The 15128-nt window shown below is 58.9% G+C and carries 17 protein-coding genes; 5 read left to right on the forward strand and 12 right to left on the reverse strand.

Annotation, left to right across the window (positions count from 1 at the left end; translation table 11 throughout):
* Nucleotides 1–31 precede the first annotated feature (31 nt).
* The 7 genes from JXQ78_RS06105 to JXQ78_RS06135 all read right to left on the reverse strand — a co-directional run bounded on the left by JXQ78_RS06105 (nucleotide 32) and on the right by JXQ78_RS06135 (nucleotide 5009).
* Nucleotides 32–472, reverse strand: coding sequence for a hypothetical protein (locus JXQ78_RS06105; protein ID WP_330632589.1), 441 nt, complete (start codon nucleotides 470–472; stop codon nucleotides 32–34).
* A gap of 109 nt (nucleotides 473–581) precedes the next feature.
* Nucleotides 582–1352 (reverse strand): cytochrome b family protein, encoded by a 771-nt coding sequence (locus JXQ78_RS06110; protein ID WP_330632590.1) that lies wholly within the window; start codon nucleotides 1350–1352, stop codon nucleotides 582–584.
* A gap of 86 nt (nucleotides 1353–1438) precedes the next feature.
* Entirely contained in the window at nucleotides 1439–2245 is an 807-nt protein-coding gene (locus tag JXQ78_RS06115) for a cytochrome b (protein WP_330632591.1), read from the reverse strand.
* A gap of 2 nt (nucleotides 2246–2247) precedes the next feature.
* Nucleotides 2248–3141, reverse strand: a complete 894-nt coding sequence (locus JXQ78_RS06120; protein WP_330632592.1) for a ubiquinol-cytochrome c reductase iron-sulfur subunit — start codon at nucleotides 3139–3141, stop codon at nucleotides 2248–2250.
* 4 nt (nucleotides 3142–3145) lie between these two features.
* Entirely contained in the window at nucleotides 3146–3532 is a 387-nt protein-coding gene (locus JXQ78_RS06125; RefSeq protein ID WP_330632593.1) for a DUF7318 family protein, read from the reverse strand.
* A complete protein-coding gene (locus JXQ78_RS06130; protein WP_330632594.1) occupies nucleotides 3532–4182 on the reverse strand; it encodes a halocyanin domain-containing protein in 651 nt (216 codons plus the stop codon). The genes JXQ78_RS06125 and JXQ78_RS06130 overlap by 1 nt, the downstream gene beginning before the upstream one ends.
* Nucleotides 4183–4241: 59 nt before the next feature.
* Nucleotides 4242–5009, reverse strand: coding sequence for a DUF7319 domain-containing protein (locus tag JXQ78_RS06135; RefSeq protein WP_330632595.1), 768 nt, complete (start codon nucleotides 5007–5009; stop codon nucleotides 4242–4244).
* 155 nt (nucleotides 5010–5164) lie between these two features.
* Here JXQ78_RS06135 and JXQ78_RS06140 point away from each other — a divergent pair, with 155 nt between their 5' ends.
* On the forward strand, nucleotides 5165–7204 hold the full coding sequence (locus tag JXQ78_RS06140) for a choice-of-anchor J domain-containing protein (RefSeq protein ID WP_330632596.1): 2040 nt from the start codon (nucleotides 5165–5167) through the stop codon (nucleotides 7202–7204).
* A 20-nt stretch (nucleotides 7205–7224) separates the two neighbouring features.
* Here the strand turns inward: JXQ78_RS06140 and JXQ78_RS06145 are convergent, their stop codons facing one another.
* On the reverse strand, nucleotides 7225–7965 hold the full coding sequence (locus JXQ78_RS06145; protein WP_330632597.1) for a CPBP family intramembrane glutamic endopeptidase: 741 nt from the start codon (nucleotides 7963–7965) through the stop codon (nucleotides 7225–7227).
* Between the two features lie 83 nt (nucleotides 7966–8048).
* On the reverse strand, nucleotides 8049–9341 hold the full coding sequence (locus JXQ78_RS06150) for a glucose-6-phosphate isomerase (protein WP_330632598.1): 1293 nt from the start codon (nucleotides 9339–9341) through the stop codon (nucleotides 8049–8051).
* A gap of 83 nt (nucleotides 9342–9424) precedes the next feature.
* Here JXQ78_RS06150 and JXQ78_RS06155 point away from each other — a divergent pair, with 83 nt between their 5' ends.
* The 4 genes from JXQ78_RS06155 to JXQ78_RS06170 all read left to right on the forward strand — a co-directional run bounded on the left by JXQ78_RS06155 (nucleotide 9425) and on the right by JXQ78_RS06170 (nucleotide 12998).
* A complete protein-coding gene (locus JXQ78_RS06155; RefSeq protein WP_330632599.1) occupies nucleotides 9425–9970 on the forward strand; it encodes a hypothetical protein in 546 nt (181 codons plus the stop codon).
* Nucleotides 9971–9995: 25 nt separating this feature from the next.
* The gene (locus tag JXQ78_RS06160; RefSeq protein WP_330632600.1) at nucleotides 9996–10466 is read left to right on the forward strand and encodes a DUF5812 family protein; all 471 of its coding nucleotides are present in this window, start codon (nucleotides 9996–9998) and stop codon (nucleotides 10464–10466) included.
* Between the two features lie 67 nt (nucleotides 10467–10533).
* Complete coding sequence (secF, locus tag JXQ78_RS06165; RefSeq protein ID WP_330632601.1) at nucleotides 10534–11412, forward strand: protein translocase subunit SecF; 879 nt, start codon at nucleotides 10534–10536, stop codon at nucleotides 11410–11412.
* Nucleotides 11409–12998 (forward strand): preprotein translocase subunit SecD, encoded by a 1590-nt coding sequence (locus JXQ78_RS06170; RefSeq protein ID WP_330632602.1) that lies wholly within the window; start codon nucleotides 11409–11411, stop codon nucleotides 12996–12998. Before secF ends, JXQ78_RS06170 begins: the two co-directional genes overlap by 4 nt.
* Here the strand turns inward: JXQ78_RS06170 and rnhB are convergent.
* The 3 genes from rnhB to JXQ78_RS06185 all read right to left on the reverse strand — a co-directional run bounded on the left by rnhB (nucleotide 12995) and on the right by JXQ78_RS06185 (nucleotide 15123).
* Nucleotides 12995–13648, reverse strand: a complete 654-nt coding sequence (gene rnhB, locus JXQ78_RS06175) for a ribonuclease HII (protein ID WP_330632603.1) — start codon at nucleotides 13646–13648, stop codon at nucleotides 12995–12997. The two genes, JXQ78_RS06170 and rnhB, sit on opposite strands and share 4 nt — an antisense overlap.
* Nucleotides 13649–13653: 5 nt before the next feature.
* Entirely contained in the window at nucleotides 13654–14934 is a 1281-nt protein-coding gene (locus tag JXQ78_RS06180) for a tRNA pseudouridine(54/55) synthase Pus10 (RefSeq protein ID WP_330632604.1), read from the reverse strand.
* A 66-nt stretch (nucleotides 14935–15000) separates the two neighbouring features.
* Nucleotides 15001–15123 carry a hypothetical protein gene (locus tag JXQ78_RS06185; protein WP_330632605.1) on the reverse strand — a complete coding sequence of 41 codons (123 nt, stop codon included), beginning with the start codon at nucleotides 15121–15123 and terminating at the stop codon, nucleotides 15001–15003.
* Nucleotides 15124–15128 lie beyond the last annotated feature (5 nt).

Raw genomic sequence — 15128 nt, forward strand, 5'->3', positions numbered from 1 at the left:
AACAAATACTTTGTAAAAGCGCTCGCACCCGTTACGAGCGGGTTTCGATGTAGGCGGAGGGTCGACAGCGGTAGGTCAACTCCCGGTCGATCGGCTCAGGAAGGCCACCCCAGAGTGCCTGGGTTGCGAGGTCTTCTTCGCCCACGGCCACGACCCATTCAGTGATCGGCGTCCGTCGTCCCTCAATCAACAGCGGATACTCTTCGATGCGAATCACGCGGTCGACCGGAAACTGCCGATAGCCGTTGCCCACATCGATTTCGACGGGGCCAGTGGTGAACGCTGGACGAAGATCCGTTGAGGTGTCAACGAGAATGTGATAACAGTAGAGCTGGTGCATCGATCCATCGGCGAACACCGACGCCGTGTCTCGGCCAAGCTCAATAATTCGATGCGTCTCGGTGGCCAGCTGGAGGCGTTTTCTCTGAGTAGTGGGCTCGTCGGCTGGCGTTGATGGCATGGGTGAACTCATTCAAACGTCACCGGCAACACACGCCTCGTGTGTACTTTACGGATCCACTATTAGTTATCGGATGCACCAATAACGTATCTGAAACGGGTATAATCTGCGTTCAGTCGGATTATTTTGGCGGTCTGAGTCGGTAGTAGCGACGGTTCAGTTCGAACATATACCCTTCACGCATCGTTTTGAGCACCGCATACGTGAGACAGCCCCCAACGATCGGCAACAGGAACGTCAGATCGAACAGAAGATGCGGTGGCATCATATCCGGGAAGAGATTTTTGACCGAGAGTGCAGCGATTGTGATCGAGAAGATCACACCACTCATCCCGATGGCAGCCCAGAACGGCTCTTCGACTGGCCGGCGTGCCGATCCCTTGTTCAAGAACGGGACGATGGCGATTGCGCCGACGATGACGAGATTCGCAAGCACACCGTAGGTTCGGTCTGCCATCAGCTTTTGCCCCCCAAGGATGGAAAGCTCAGGATTGAGCGGGCCGAGCTTCAACAGTCCGAACGACCAGTAGAGATACCAGTCAGGCAAAATTACGGCCGGGGTAGTCGAGGAGTCAGCTGGTGCCTCGATGTGTGGGGGCATCGTTGCCGACAGAAAGATGATCATCCCGATGAAAAACGAAGCGATCGCTAGATTGCGGATCGTTTCGTGTGGCCAGGCCGGAAACCCGAGCACGTCTCGCTCGATGTAGCTGGATTCGGTTCGAAGATCCTGGTCCTCACGACGAGCGCGTTCGAAGTACTCGTACGTGAGCCGTGAGAGCCCCTGCGTTCGAGCCTTCCGATCGCTCCACGTGGGCGTTTGATCGTCCGGCGCAACGATCCCCGAACCGTCTGTCCGGGGCTGTTCGCCGGTGGTGTCGCTCTCGGTCATTTGTGGCTATCAGGAGTTACCAGTGAGCTACCTTCAACCCTGCGGAACTGGCACAACAAGAGAGTCGTCGATCGGAATGCAATCGATCAGTGGGGCTCGGCGATGCCCTGCATCCAGACGATACCGATGTGAATCGCGATCAGCGCCGTCACGATGAACGGCAAGAGGAACACGTGCATCAGATACATCCGCTGTATCGTCGCTGCGCTGGGTGTAAATCCACCGAACACCAGCTGTGCGGCCCACTCACCCAGCAGTGGTATCGAAAGGGCCATCTCCACGCCGATCTGGCTGGCCCAGAACGCGAGCTGATCGAACGTCAGCAGATAGCCGGAGTATCCGAACACCAGCGTTAGCGAGATCAGTACGATCCCGAGCAGCCAGTTGAGCTCTCGTGGCTCTTTGTAGGCACCGGTGAAATACACACGCAGCATGTGTAAGAACACCGCGGCAGTCATCACCTGCGCCGACCACCGATGGATCGAGCGCAGCATATATCCGAAGTTGAGATCCGTCATGATGAACGTGATCTGCTGGTAGGCAGCCGACGGATCACCCGTCGCACCGCCTGCAGCTCCGGGAACGTAGTAAAAGCCAAGCAGTGCGCCACTGAACGCGGCCACGATGTAGGCCAATAGCGAGAAAAAGCCAAGCGAGTAGAGCGGATACCAGTACCAGAACTTGTTGTCCAGATTGTACTGTTCCGTGTGGCTCTTTGGCATCTGGAGGTTGATCTTGTAGTAGAGATTCTCCAGCAACTCCATGTAGTCCACGATGCGGAATCGCTTATCGATCCACATCAACGTCGAGAGATAGCCTTTCTCGACGGGAGAGAGATCCTTCTGTTGCAGCCAGCCCTTGTGATCGTGGTCGTCTTTGGGTTCGAGGCTCATTCTCAGTGTCCTCCACCGGAATCGCTGCCCGAATCACTGCTCTCACCCGAATCCCCAGCCGGCCGTGGAAGCGCAGTGAACGTCTTATCGACGATGCTAAACGGATCGTACGACGACTGGTGGCACTGACAGTACACCTGATCTTCTGCGCCGAACTTCTCACTGCCGGGGAACGCTTTGAAACCCGGCACACAGCAAAAGTGCGTGCACTTATCTAGCCAGGCGATAAAGCCCTGGGCCGTTGTTGCCTCGAGCCACGGATCGTTTTGGGCCATCTCTTCGATTCGTGTGCTCCGCAGCAACTGGATTGGAATGGTGTTGTCAGTGTCCTCCGACCGCCAGGTTGCCATCGCGGGTTTGCCGAGGCCGCCTTCGCCGATGTCGTTGCCCCAGTCCTGATAATCACTGAAGTGATCGACAGTGAGGTTATCGCCGGCAGAGAGCTCGTTTGCCTGCCATTCGTACGGCGATTCTGGTGCCGATTTAAACTCGTTTGGCTGGTCGGCATCCGGACGAACGCCCTGGTATGTCTGGACGCCACAGTACTGGAACCACTCGGTGGAGTAGGTGACACCGGCAATATCCATCTCCGCGACCGTGATTTCCTTTCCGGCCTGCTCGACGGTCTTTGACTCCGGCCAGACCCCTCGAATCGTCCCATTGTCTGCTATTTCCAGGGGAATCTGGGGCATGCCACGGGGGGCTGGCCCGCCCGTGTTTTCGATTGCCTTGAACTGCGTGACACCACCACCCTCACCGGTTGAGGAAGTGAGCGACGTCGTTCCGATACCGGTGGTGACGCCCACCGTCGACAACGATGCTGCGCCGACGACGCCTTTGACAAAGCGGCGACGGCCGGACTCGGTCGGATATTTGTCTGAATCGTTTGAACTCATAGAATCACCGTTTGTAGTAAGGATACACTGCGCGCTTGATGGAATCCCAGACGCTCACATCGGTCGTCTGTCCCTCGGCATCCTCTTCGCGCACGTAGAGATCCTCCCATTTGCGACGGCGCTTTTTCACGACCATCACATCGGGCAAGAATTCTTTCCGATAGAGCATGAGAATGAACGAGAGGTTGACGAACACCAGCGTGAGCAAACCGCCAAGGAACATGTTTCCGAACGGATCGAGTCCCCAGCCGGTTGCGATGCCGTAGGTGAACATCCCGACGAACACCACTTCGAGCACCGTGAGCAGCACTATTGCGATCGCCGCCGCAGTGCTCTCTCGGGGTGGTTCGTAGCGATGGATCGCACCGTAGTCGCTGTCACCCGATGGCATCAGTTCTGTCCTCCTTTGGTGTGGGCGCTCTCACCGTATTTGAGCTGGTAGAACGTGAACACCAGCGTCATAAACATCATGAGAACGGCACCGAAGCCGACGTAGTGAGGCTGAATGGCAACGCCCATCTCATGGGGGTCGACCGCCTGTGCTGCAGCTGGTGACTTTCGGGGGACGTTAGCACCGACCGCAACACCGCCTTTCATCCCGCTCCCCTCATGTGGCACACAGTGGTAGTTGAAGACACCCTCCTCTTCGAACGTGTGCTCGAAGGTCGTCCCTGCGTCGGCCGTTGGGCTGCCGCTGTTGAACGCCTCGTCGTTCGAGACGACGTTGTGAGCACCGCCCTCTCCGGTCCATTCCCAGATCACGGTCGTTCCTGGATCGACGTGGACGGCTGCCGGACCGAACGCCATCCCGTCACTACCAGCACCGACCTGGATGGTCACTTCGGCGTTGCCAGTCTGATCATCGGCCGAATCGGAATAGCCGTTTGCATCGTCGAGATAGCCACCGAAGTCGATCGGGCCGCTACCACCGCCACCGCCTCCGGAGCCCTCCTGTGCGGCGACGGGCCCAGAAGCCGCAGAGGTTGCAGCTGCGGCCCCTGCCGCGCCGCCAGCTGTGCGGAGAAATTCCCGTCTATTCATACACACGCTGGATTCAGGACCGAATTCGTATAAACCCACCGAAGCCACATACAGCGCCGCTACAGCCCGTGTTGTGGCGTCTCGTTCGTTTCGTCAGTTGAATTGTCAGTTTCCAGCTGCTCGAGTGGGATCGCCGATTCTCCATCCCCGCGTCCGACCGCTCGCAAGCGATCTCGATACTCCTCCGCCCGGAATCGGTCGGACAGCCTGGCGTTGGCGACCATCACGAAGACGAACAGCCCGATCAGAACGAACACGCCACCGAGCATACCACCGAACAAACCACCCTCACCAATCCCAGCAATCGACGCCCCGATCAGTCCTAGCCCCATCAGTGAAACGGCACTGCCGACCACCAGCAACATCGTGTGGCCGAGCGAGCCAGTTCCCTCTGTTACCTCGTCTGGATGTGGAAGCACCTCACCTGCTGGGCGATCAGGAACGTCGTATGACTCCATTGAACAGAGCGCAACCGACGGTTCAACGTCCCGGAGGACGGTCCCCTGTCCGCTCACCGTCCCATCGTCGAACACGACAGCGTATCCCTCATCGGAGACTGCGGCGACGCGATCCGGCGAATCGAGACGTTCGATCCGCGCAAACACGTCCCGGTCTGCAACGCGGTGTTTCAGATCGGACTCCACACGATCGAGCAGTCGCTGTCCCGTGATCCAGCTGTCCGGATCGAACACTGCCTCCCACTCTTCGGCCGTCATCTCCGCCATATCCCGGGGACCGAAATCGTCGAAATCGTACTTCGATTCCACCTGCTTGCGAAGCTCCTCGAGCTCGTCGTCCGTCGCAGGGGGGGCCGAATCGTCGCTCATACGGCTTTTACACGCTCCAAACCCCTTAGCGTGACGATCAACGTTCCAGATGGTGCCCTTTCGTCTCAGAGTTTCCGATTACCTACCAAAACTATTACACAATGTGAGATAAAGTCGTAAGTATTATGGTTAATCGTTTATCAGAATTGCTCGGAATGCGAATCCATGCCATTCTACTGACAGCCATACTGATAGTCTCGGCCGGTGCTGTCGGAACCACAGGCGCAATGATTCCGACGGAAACGGTCGACACTGGCGTTGCAGATCGTCCTGCACACCAGCCGACCAACGAAACGGACGGTCCGATTCCGGTTGAGCCGGCACCTGGCGAACTCGAACAGCCCACTGCGGGCGAGGTGCACGCGGCGGCCAATAGCCTCAGCACTGCAGACTCTGAGGACAGTGCGAACGCTGCCGGCGATGGGATCACACGCCAGTTTTACACCTCACAGAGCGGTGATTTCACGCAGTTCGAACGCCGCGGCGTGGGTGATAACATCGAAGTGTGGGTGGCGACGAATCTTTCCTGGCCAGCGGAGGATCCGCGAGCCGATCCGTCGGTGAGCGACCGTCAGGTCGACCATCTGATCTCGGAGTTTGACGACCGGATCTACCCCAACGAGACGGAGGTGTTTGGCACACCAGCGCCGCGCGACGGCGTCGACAGTCCGCTTTCTGAGGCTGGGTATTTCCCGTCTGATTACTACAACACCGCAGATGACGCCGCCAACAAGACGGCGTTGCTCGTGACGAACATCGTCGATGAGAACTACTACAACGCGAGCTATCCGGTCTACACCGCCGGCTACTACTCGCCGACAACACAGCAGTACTCCGATCGGAACGTCATCACGATCGATGCGGCCAACTGGGACGACCTCGGCGATGACACCGAGTACGTCGGGATTGAGGGCACGCTGGCACACGAGTACCAGCACCTGATCCACGGCGATTACGACAGTGATGAAACGTCCTGGATCAACGAGGGAATGTCGGACTACGCAGAGCACGTGGTTGGCTATCCAGCTCCGGAGAGCCACATCACGGGCTACGAGCAGAATCCATCGAACTCGCTGATCAACTGGGGCGACCAGGGTGAGATCAACATCCTGGCCGACTACGGCGAGGCCTACGCGTTCCAGATGTATCTCGCCGACCGGTTCGGAGAAGAGTTCATCTCCGAACTGTTCAACAACGAGGCCAATGGGATCGAAAGCGTTGAGCAGACGCTCGATGCCAACGGTATCTCGGCCGATTTCGCCGACGTGTACCAGCAGTTCGCGGTCGCGGCGGCGCTTGACGGCAAGGTGAAAAACCCCAAAGATGCCTACCAGATCGACGGCATCGATCTGAACCTCAACACGTCGAAGGAATCGCCAACGGCGGGTGCGTGGGGCACAGCGTATCAGGAGTACGACACGAGCGAGAAAGGACCGATCAAGGACGTTTCTGTCTCGGGCACCGACTATCTCGGTACGCAGTGGCAGACAACGACTGATCCGGTCGATGGCGAAGAAGACGTGCTCTACAGCGGCTCTGGCGACCTGTTAGATCGATTCGCCATCACGGAAGCCGATCTCTCGAACACGGACGACACCACGCTGACGTTCGAGACCAACTACGCAATCGAGCAGAACTGGGATTATGGCTTCGTGCAGGTCTCGACCGACGGCGGTGAAACCTGGACAAGTCTCTCGAATGAGAACACGGTTTCGGAAACCGCAGATGGTGCACATCCGCGCGTGAAAGAGAACGTTCCTGGCTTTTCGGGAAGCTCCGACGGCTGGACGAAACAGACGTTCGATCTCTCGGCCTACGAGGGACAGGAGGTCCTGATCGGCTTTAGATACACGACTGACTGGGCAACGCAGGACGAGGGCTGGTATCTCAAGAACGTCTCTGTCGGTGACAAACGCCTTAGCGGTGACTCGACGGAGCCGTTCATGAGTCTCCGGGAAGCACAGCAACAACCAATCGACTACCAGTACTCGATCATCGGCATCAAACACAACGGCAAGGCAAAAGTGAAACATCTCGACCTGAAGAATTTCGATGCGTCTGACGAGCAAGACCTGAAGAAATTCCTTCACAACGGCAATCTCGAGAAGGTGATCGTTTCGGCCACGTGGGCTGCCGACACCGGCGAGAGCGGTCGCGTCCCGGTTGGCGTCGATCTCTCGTTCGCCAACAAATAACCGAGCCGTTCGTTATTTTTTCACAGCTGACCGGTCGCCTGGAGATATGCCAGGAGAAACTGCGTGGCGTTGAACAGCCCGTGTACGACGGCTGGAACGATGAGGTTCTCTGTTAGTTCATACAGCGCACCCAGGGTCAGTGATAGTACGAACACCACCGAGAGCGCGCCGACGACACTGACGACCGAGCCGTTCATGCTGGTGTAATGAATGGAAGCGAAAAAGAGACTGGCCAGCACGATGGCGCTGACAGGTCCCATTGCCCGTCGCATCGATCCCTGGACGACACCGCGAAAGAGCAGCTCCTCGCTCGGCCCGACGATGAGCTGAAAGCCCAAAAAGAGCCAGATCAACACTGGTTGTTGTTGTACGTCCTGGATGAACGAGCTTTCAGCCGTGGGGATCTGCAAGATGTGTTCCAGAAGATATGATATCGCTACCCAGGCGAGCACAACCAGGAGAAATCCAGCAAGAATCTCTTTTATCGTCCGCCAGGACGGCCGTTGCAGATTGAGCAATGAGAACCGATCGAGCAGCGAGAGATACGCCAGACTCGTCCCAATGAACGCCACCCCCTGCAGCGAGACCGAGCTCAGCAACGCCACCCGTCCAGGATGACCCGTAATGGCGACACCGAGGCCTGCCAGCAGCGATTGCAGCACGATCATGACGACGAGTCCGACAAACAGCGCGCTGACACCGACGGCGATCGCGCGGAGCACGGTTCGAAACCGCCAGTACGGCTCGTCGGCCTCGATCACAGACGCTCACCTGCCCAGCAATGATTCATTGGCCGGACTATGTCGGGTCCAGGCAATAATTTTGGGAAGCGACGGCGATCCGCTCAGGGGCTCTCGATCGTGAGCGAGCGTTTTTCAGTGATAGCATCTGCTTCTGGGGCGTCGTTTGCACCGAGCAAGCCACGAGCAGCCCGTTTGCCCCACTCGACCGCCGGCTGTGTGAACGTGTCGACGTTTAGCAACTCACCTGCCATGATCGTGGCTGCCTCCATAGAGACGAGAAGTTCGCCCAGCGAATACGCATCGAGCGCGTCGATCTCGAGTCGAACGTTGGGCTGATCGGCTGCCGCGAGACTGGCTTCGGTAGCCTCGAACTCCGCATCCAGCAGCTCTCCGACGCCAGTGCCACCCAGATACGACAGCTCGTCGATTGCCGTCGACGGGATCGTCAGCTCGGGGCGTTCACGGGGACGCACGAGCGTCACGAGTTTGTCGTGTCTACCGGCCCGGTAGAGCTGGAGCTGTGAGTGCTGGTCGGTCGCGCCGAGAGCGCGCACTGGCGTCTGTCCGAGGCCGTCCTTGCCAAGACTTTCGGCCCACAGCTGTGCGAACCACTCTGCGAATGGCTCTAAGCGCTCTGCGTACGGAACGAACGCGTTGACGTTCGCACCTCGCAGTTCCAGCGCGTAGGCCACCGCGGCGTAGGCGTACGCTGGCGTCTCAAAGAGACTTTTCGACAGTGAGTTTCGAGCCGCACGACCGCCAGCAAGCAGCACTTCCACATCACAGCCCAGAATCGTGGGGGCTACGAGACTCGTCGTCGATAGTACAGAAAACCGCCCCGGCACACCCGCGGGAACGCTGAGCGATGGGAGATCGTGGCGATCCACGAGCGCTCTGAGCGGGCCATCCACGCCCGTCGTCACGATCGTGTGCTCGGTCCAATCGACGCCTGCGTCAGCCATTGCATCGCGAACGACGAGGAAGTTCGAGAGCGTCTCCGCCGTTGTTCCTGACTGAGAGACGACGTGGACAGCCGTTCGATCCCACGACAGTGAGGATAGCAGTGAGGAGAGATGTTGTGGATCGACATTGTCGCAGACGGGATTGTTCTCGCCAACGCCGAGCGCGCTGGTGACCGTCGCACTGCCAAGCGCACTGCCGCCAATGCCGACGGTGAGCACTGTCTCACAATCTGTGAGTGGTTCGACGGCGCTCGCAATGCGGTCTGGATCCGTTCGCTCACCGAGTGCCAGCGACCGATAGCCAAATCCCTCGGCTGCAAGTTCCTGTTCGATATGCTCGTGTGCATCGGCGACCCGTTCGTCAAGTCGTTCGAGCGCCCCACGAGAGAGTCCCGGCTGTGAATCGAGGACGTTGCCGATATCGACGTACATGAGAGCATGATGGGCAACTGGTGGTATAAGCTGGGCGAAGCCGATCGGGGAATTAATCCCAGAGCGACCCATTCACTCACCTAATGACCGCTGCAGGCGAAACTCGAGCGTACGGCGGCCTGCTGACGGCGCTCCCGTTCGCGTTTCGACGGAGCAATTCCACAGTATTTCGGGTGTATCTGCTGATCGGTGGGTTCGTGGGGCTGTTCGTGACGCTTATTTTTGGACTCGGGACGCTTGTCCTTCTGGATTCGATGGCCGGCGTCGCGGCAGGCGTCATCACGTTCACGCCCGCGCTCTATCTGCTCATCTGGCTGGCAATCGTCGCACCGCTGCTCACACCTCCGCTGCTCGTCGCCAGACGCCACCGACTCGGCAATCCGAGCCAGCGGTATGACTGTTGGATCGCCGTAGCCGGCTTTTGCTTCGTGGGGCTGCTCTACTGCGGTGCGGTCATCGCCCTGCCGCCTACACAGCAGCCGCCGATTCAGCCCGGTCCGTTCGCGGGACTACTTCGCCAGTTCTACGCGTGGACACAACCGATTGGAGTCGTGCCACCGTTGATTGGCGTTGGAGCCATCGTCGGCGTCCATTGGCTGTTCCGTGATGACGAGCGAACGCTGGAGTGAAATTCCTCGACGGAGTGCATCCGGTATGGAAGCAACCACCAGCACGTTTCTCATAACCCACGCCGACGATGACAGTGCGATGGCGCGTGACGTACACAGCGGACAGGTGCATCCACTCGCCGACAACCCTGGCGTCGAAGCCGGAGACGTTATCGAAGCGACCGTCGCACCCGAGCCGCCACTCGAGCTCACCTGGCAGGTGATCGAGGTTGATGACCGGCGCACAATTCCTGTCAAACGCTCAGAAGAACCCCCGACGAGCCAGGAGCGTGAACTCGCCAGCGAACAGGAAATTGGCGAGATGACACGAACGGAGCGAGCTGGAACGGGCGAAATTCACGTTATTTCCGTCGATCCGGCCCAGACCGACGCGGCAGTGGCCGACGTGCTCGAAGACGAAGGAACCAGAACACGGGGAGCACGACTCGGGGTCAATCGCGTCGAGATCAGGGCTGACGGGACCGATGGAATCATCAGCGTCCGCTATCTTCCGTGACCCATTCGCGTCGCCGGTTGCGATTTATATAAAAACGTTTATCCGATCACGTCTCACACGCCTTGGCATGATCGATATCGACGTACCGGATGTTCCATACAGACGGTACAGCAACCGGCAGCTCGTGGCGATCCCGGCCGCCGTGTTGCTGGTTGCGCTTCTCATTATTGCTGGCTGGTACGTTACGACGGGAGCACCCGTCACGCCGGGGATCGACTTTACTGGCGGCACCGAACTGCAGATTAGCTCGGATCAGTCGGCAGATCAGATTCGATCGACGTTCGAATCCGAGCTGTCGGTTCCCGTCGAAACGGTAACCCAGAGCGGGAGTTCCTACATCGTTACCTTCCAGGCGACCGACCAATCGGAAATTGATCAGATACAGTCGGTTGCCAAATCATCTGGCTATGAAATTGAGCAGATCCAGACCCGTTCGGCGACGTTCAGCGGTGATGCACAGCGCCAGTCGCTGATCGGGATTGGCGTTGCGTTCGTTGGAATGAGCGTGCTGGCGTTCGTTTTCTTTCGCACATTCGTCCCATCGATTGCGATCGTACTCAGCGCGTTTTCCGATCTGGTGATTCCGATCGCCGTGATGAACATCCTGGGGATGCGACTCTCGCTGGGGACGGTCGCCGCGCTGTTAATGTTGATCGGTTACAGCGTTGACTCCGATATTCTGTTGAACAACTCGATTCTGCGCCGGAGCGGTGATTTCTACGAATCCACCTACCGCGCTCGCCGGACCGGTGTGACGATGACGGTTACCTCAATCATCGCCATGATCGTGATGACGATTCTCTCCTCGCGGTTCGTGTTCGGAATCCCACTGTTGCCCCAGGTTGGAATTATCCTGGTTGTCGGGCTGACCGCAGATCTGATGAACACGTATCTGATGAACGTGAGTCTCTTGCGCTACTACGTCTATGAGGGGGTGGCCAAATGAGCCCCAATCTCCGTGAAAACTGGCGAATCATTCTATTGGCCGTGATGGTTCTTCTCAGTACGATCGCAATCTTCGGTCCCGTCGGGGGTGACCAGACGGTTCCCGGCGCGAACACGGCAAACCAGACCGATGATCCGACGAATCTCCAGTTCGGATTGGATCTCTCCGGTGGCACACGCATTCGTGCGCCGCTGATCGGCATCACCGCCGAAGATGTCGAACTACAGGAGATGGAGAACGAAGAGGTTCGCGCGCTAGAGCGCAACCTCACCACCGAGCTCTCCGTCTCCACGCAGGATCTGACAATCCGAACCTCGGCAAACGAAACGAACACCGTCGAGGTGTTCTCGAACAACATCACGAAAGCCCAGTTAGAGTCAGCACTCGATGAACACGGCGTGAACCACGGCGAAATCCGAGACGGTGTGACCGATCAGACGCTTTCAGAGACCGAGCGAACGCTCGACGATAAGATCTCTGGGGCTGGCCTTTCGGGTGGCGACGCCTCCATCTCGCGGTCGGCGACCGGCGGTGAGGCGTTCATCGTCGTGGAAGTGCCAAACATGCCACGCGAGGCGGTCAAAGAGCTGATCAATGAGCAAGGAACCGTCCTCGTCGTGGCGCATTTCCCCCAGAACGGGAGCTATCGAAACGTCCCAATGTTCTCCCAGGAGGGGATCGCCCACGTGGGCACAATGCAACGGAGTCAAACTGGCGAACCGAACGTACCGGTCGATCTCACGCCACGGGCCGGTGACAACTTCACGAACGCGATGAACACGTTCGGCTTTACCTCCCCGCAGGGGACAACGAACTGCACGTATCAGTCAAATCCGGACGACTCCGGCCACTGTATCTACACCGTCTCGAACGGCAAGGTGGTGAACGACACCATCGTCGAGGGGACGATCGTGCAGGGTGCTGGCCTCAACCCGGGGCTTGCGAGCACGATTCGGAACGGCGACTTCCAGAACGCGTTCCAGGTCGAAACGTCGAATGCTTCTGAAGCCCAGCGGTTGGCGCTCAACATGCGCGCCGGTGCGTTGCCGACGAATCTCGATCTCGATGCGGGAACGACCTCCTACATCGAGCCGAGCCTGGCCCAGCGATTCAAATCGCTCTCGGTCGTGACGGGGCTGCTCGCCATGCTCGCCGTCGGTGCGGTCGTTGGCTGGCGCTATCGAGAGCCGAAGATCGCGATTCCGATGGTGCTCACGGCCGCCGCTGAGGTGTATCTCCTGCTCGGATTCGCCTCCATAATCGGGATGGCGCTGGATCTCTCACACATCGCCGGCTTCATCGCGGTGATCGGAACTGGCGTTGACGATCTCGTCATCATCGCCGACGAGATTCTCCAACAGGGTGATGTTTCGACCAACAGGGTGTTCCGTTCGCGATTCCGCAAGGCGTTCTGGGTGATCGGCGCGGCCGCCGCCACGACCGTGATCGCGATGGCACCGCTGGCAGTGCTTTCGCTGGGTGATCTCCAGGGCTTTGCGATCGTCACGATCGTCGGCGTCCTGATCGGCGTGCTCGTCACCCGACCGGCATACGGTGACGTGATCAGAAATCTCGTAATGGATTAAAGCGAGTCAAGCGTCGTCTGCTCAACGCTCGCGACGATATCCGTGGCGGTTTTCCAGGAAGAACGTGCACAGTCCGGGAGCTCGCCGTGTGTTTCGACGTACGTTTCAAGAAATGATCGCGTGGTTGGATCGCCCGGATAGCCGCTTCCAACGTCGCCGTACTCCTCGGCGATTGTGGCCACTGCTCTGTCCCGTTCGACCTTCGCGATGACGCTTGCTGCACCGACGATCGGATAGCGTTCGTCACCGCCGTGTTCGGCGTGAACGGTGAGTTGCGCATCGACTCTATCGCCCACCCGGCGGGCGAATCGATCGGCATCGGTGTCAGCACCATCAAGGACGCCAGCCGTTTTGCTCCCACCATCAAGCGCGCCGTCGATCGCGTTCGCGTGCGCAACGACCGTCAGCGTGTTCATATCAGTGTCGGGGTCGTCGATTGTGTCGGTTGAAATTCTTGCGACGCCGACATCGAACGCCGAATCTGACCGAATCCTTGTGGCGAGTTCCGTGCGCGTCTGGGCTGTGAGCGCTTTCGAGTCGTCAATGCCGTCGGGGAGTTCATCGGTCGGCCCAACCACACAGGCGGCCACCATCGGACCGAGAACCGGCCCTTTTCCCGCTTCGTCGACGCCAAATTCGAATGCTGACATCTGTCTCACCGGAGGAACGCAGGATCGGCAAACGGCTCGGATTCACCCTCAACCGCCAGCACGTCGAGCGTAGACACTGTGCTCTCGACGCCAAGCAGTCCGGCGAGACTTGGCTCGGTTCGGCCATCGTCGCCCGAGACGAGCTCTTTGACGTAGAGGCCACCCTCGCCGTGGAGTTCGATCGAGGCGTGGGTCTCGTCGGTCAGTTCGCCCTCGATATCGTACACTGTCCGCGTGCGATCGATATCCGCACGGCGGTGGTCTACCCGTTCTGGCGTCCGCTGGGTGATCGTTGACCCGTTCAGTTCCTCAAGCGCTGTGGCGAGCGCTTCAGCGGAGACTGGTTCGGCGAACGTCACTGCCATGCGGTAGGTCTTCGATGCATCCAGGCGTTTGACCCGCTCGACCATCTCGTGGGTTGCAAGGGACAGATCACTGACAGAAGCTGCGGGAGCTTCGTCGTTGATCTGTATCTCAATTGCCTCGAGATCGACAGTCCGGCGGCGTGGCTCTTCGATCTCGATCACGAACGGACGACCGGTGCCCAGCATGAGCGCATCAACGTCCTCTCGGCCCGCACCGTGAAAGACCGCACCGCTGCCGTCCATCGCTTGTTGGACGATCGGGGCCGTCTGCTGTTCGACGCTCGTGCCGTAGCGATAGCCGGTTCCGTCACAGGCTTCACACGTTTCTCCCCGATGGAGTCCAGTCTGTGCGCAGTCAGAACACGGCCACTTCGTCTGAGGAACGTCGCGGGCCTCCTTCCGATAGCGCCCATAAACGAACGCCGAATGGATACGGACCTCGACCTCGTCGGTTGCAAGATCGATGAGTACCTGCACGTCCGGACGGTCGAGATCAACGTCTGTCTCGGTTTCTTCGCCGATTCGCTTTCCCACTTCCCGGTTCAGTTCGCGTTTGAGCGGTGCACCAGCGTCGGTTGCCAACCCAACGTCCTCACGGAGGAGCTCATCGTTCTCGGTGAGCAACGGTGGCACCCGCGTTCCAACCTGATAGCTCTCGAACTCCCAGCCTTCGAGCGTGGCGATTGCACGCTGTGCGAACGTTTCGATGCGGTCGCTTTCACCCTCACACACCCAACACCGTTCGTCGTCGGTCGGATCCGAATACGGCTCGTCAGCTTTGAGGGCGTGTGTGATTCGAAGCGAGCGCCCCCGCTCGGTGTTCGTCAGCCCAAAACTCCGGTCGGCAACAAGCCGGCCGAGACAGGCGTCGCACAGCGGCCCCGTCGCGGTTGCCTTGCTGGTGAGATCGAGAAGCTCCATCGTTGGGGCACGCTACACGGTGGACTGATTTGTCCGTTGTGTGTTCGAGGCACGGATCACGCAAAACTAGACGACCGCGTCGTGTACCGTCCGAGCGTGTTCTTTCAGCTCGTCGGCCGTATCGAAAAGCTGTCCACAACTACACCGGTGACGTGCACACACCGGCTCGTGAACGTCGTTCGTGGCCATACGGT

Source organism: Halocatena halophila (genome assembly GCA_027563145.1).
Taxonomy (GTDB): Archaea; Halobacteriota; Halobacteria; order Halobacteriales; family Haloarculaceae; genus Halocatena; species Halocatena halophila.

Coding starts and splice junctions, on each gene's coding strand:
- JXQ78_RS06105 (WP_330632589.1), bottom strand. CDS start 472: ATGAGTTCACCCATGCCATCAACGCCAGCCGACGAGCCCACTACTCAG.
- JXQ78_RS06110 (WP_330632590.1), bottom strand. CDS start 1,352: ATGACCGAGAGCGACACCACCGGCGAACAGCCCCGGACAGACGGTTCG.
- JXQ78_RS06115 (WP_330632591.1), bottom strand. CDS start 2,245: ATGAGCCTCGAACCCAAAGACGACCACGATCACAAGGGCTGGCTGCAA.
- JXQ78_RS06120 (WP_330632592.1), bottom strand. CDS start 3,141: ATGAGTTCAAACGATTCAGACAAATATCCGACCGAGTCCGGCCGTCGC.
- JXQ78_RS06125 (WP_330632593.1), bottom strand. CDS start 3,532: ATGCCATCGGGTGACAGCGACTACGGTGCGATCCATCGCTACGAACCA.
- JXQ78_RS06130 (WP_330632594.1), bottom strand. CDS start 4,182: ATGAATAGACGGGAATTTCTCCGCACAGCTGGCGGCGCGGCAGGGGCC.
- JXQ78_RS06135 (WP_330632595.1), bottom strand. CDS start 5,009: ATGAGCGACGATTCGGCCCCCCCTGCGACGGACGACGAGCTCGAGGAG.
- JXQ78_RS06140 (WP_330632596.1), top strand. CDS start 5,165: ATGCGAATCCATGCCATTCTACTGACAGCCATACTGATAGTCTCGGCC.
- JXQ78_RS06150 (WP_330632598.1), bottom strand. CDS start 9,341: ATGTACGTCGATATCGGCAACGTCCTCGATTCACAGCCGGGACTCTCT.
- JXQ78_RS06155 (WP_330632599.1), top strand. CDS start 9,425: ATGACCGCTGCAGGCGAAACTCGAGCGTACGGCGGCCTGCTGACGGCG.
- JXQ78_RS06160 (WP_330632600.1), top strand. CDS start 9,996: ATGGAAGCAACCACCAGCACGTTTCTCATAACCCACGCCGACGATGAC.
- secF (WP_330632601.1), top strand. CDS start 10,534: ATGATCGATATCGACGTACCGGATGTTCCATACAGACGGTACAGCAAC.
- JXQ78_RS06170 (WP_330632602.1), top strand. CDS start 11,409: ATGAGCCCCAATCTCCGTGAAAACTGGCGAATCATTCTATTGGCCGTG.
- rnhB (WP_330632603.1), bottom strand. CDS start 13,648: ATGTCAGCATTCGAATTTGGCGTCGACGAAGCGGGAAAAGGGCCGGTT.
- JXQ78_RS06180 (WP_330632604.1), bottom strand. CDS start 14,934: ATGGAGCTTCTCGATCTCACCAGCAAGGCAACCGCGACGGGGCCGCTG.
- JXQ78_RS06185 (WP_330632605.1), bottom strand. CDS start 15,123: ATGGCCACGAACGACGTTCACGAGCCGGTGTGTGCACGTCACCGGTGT.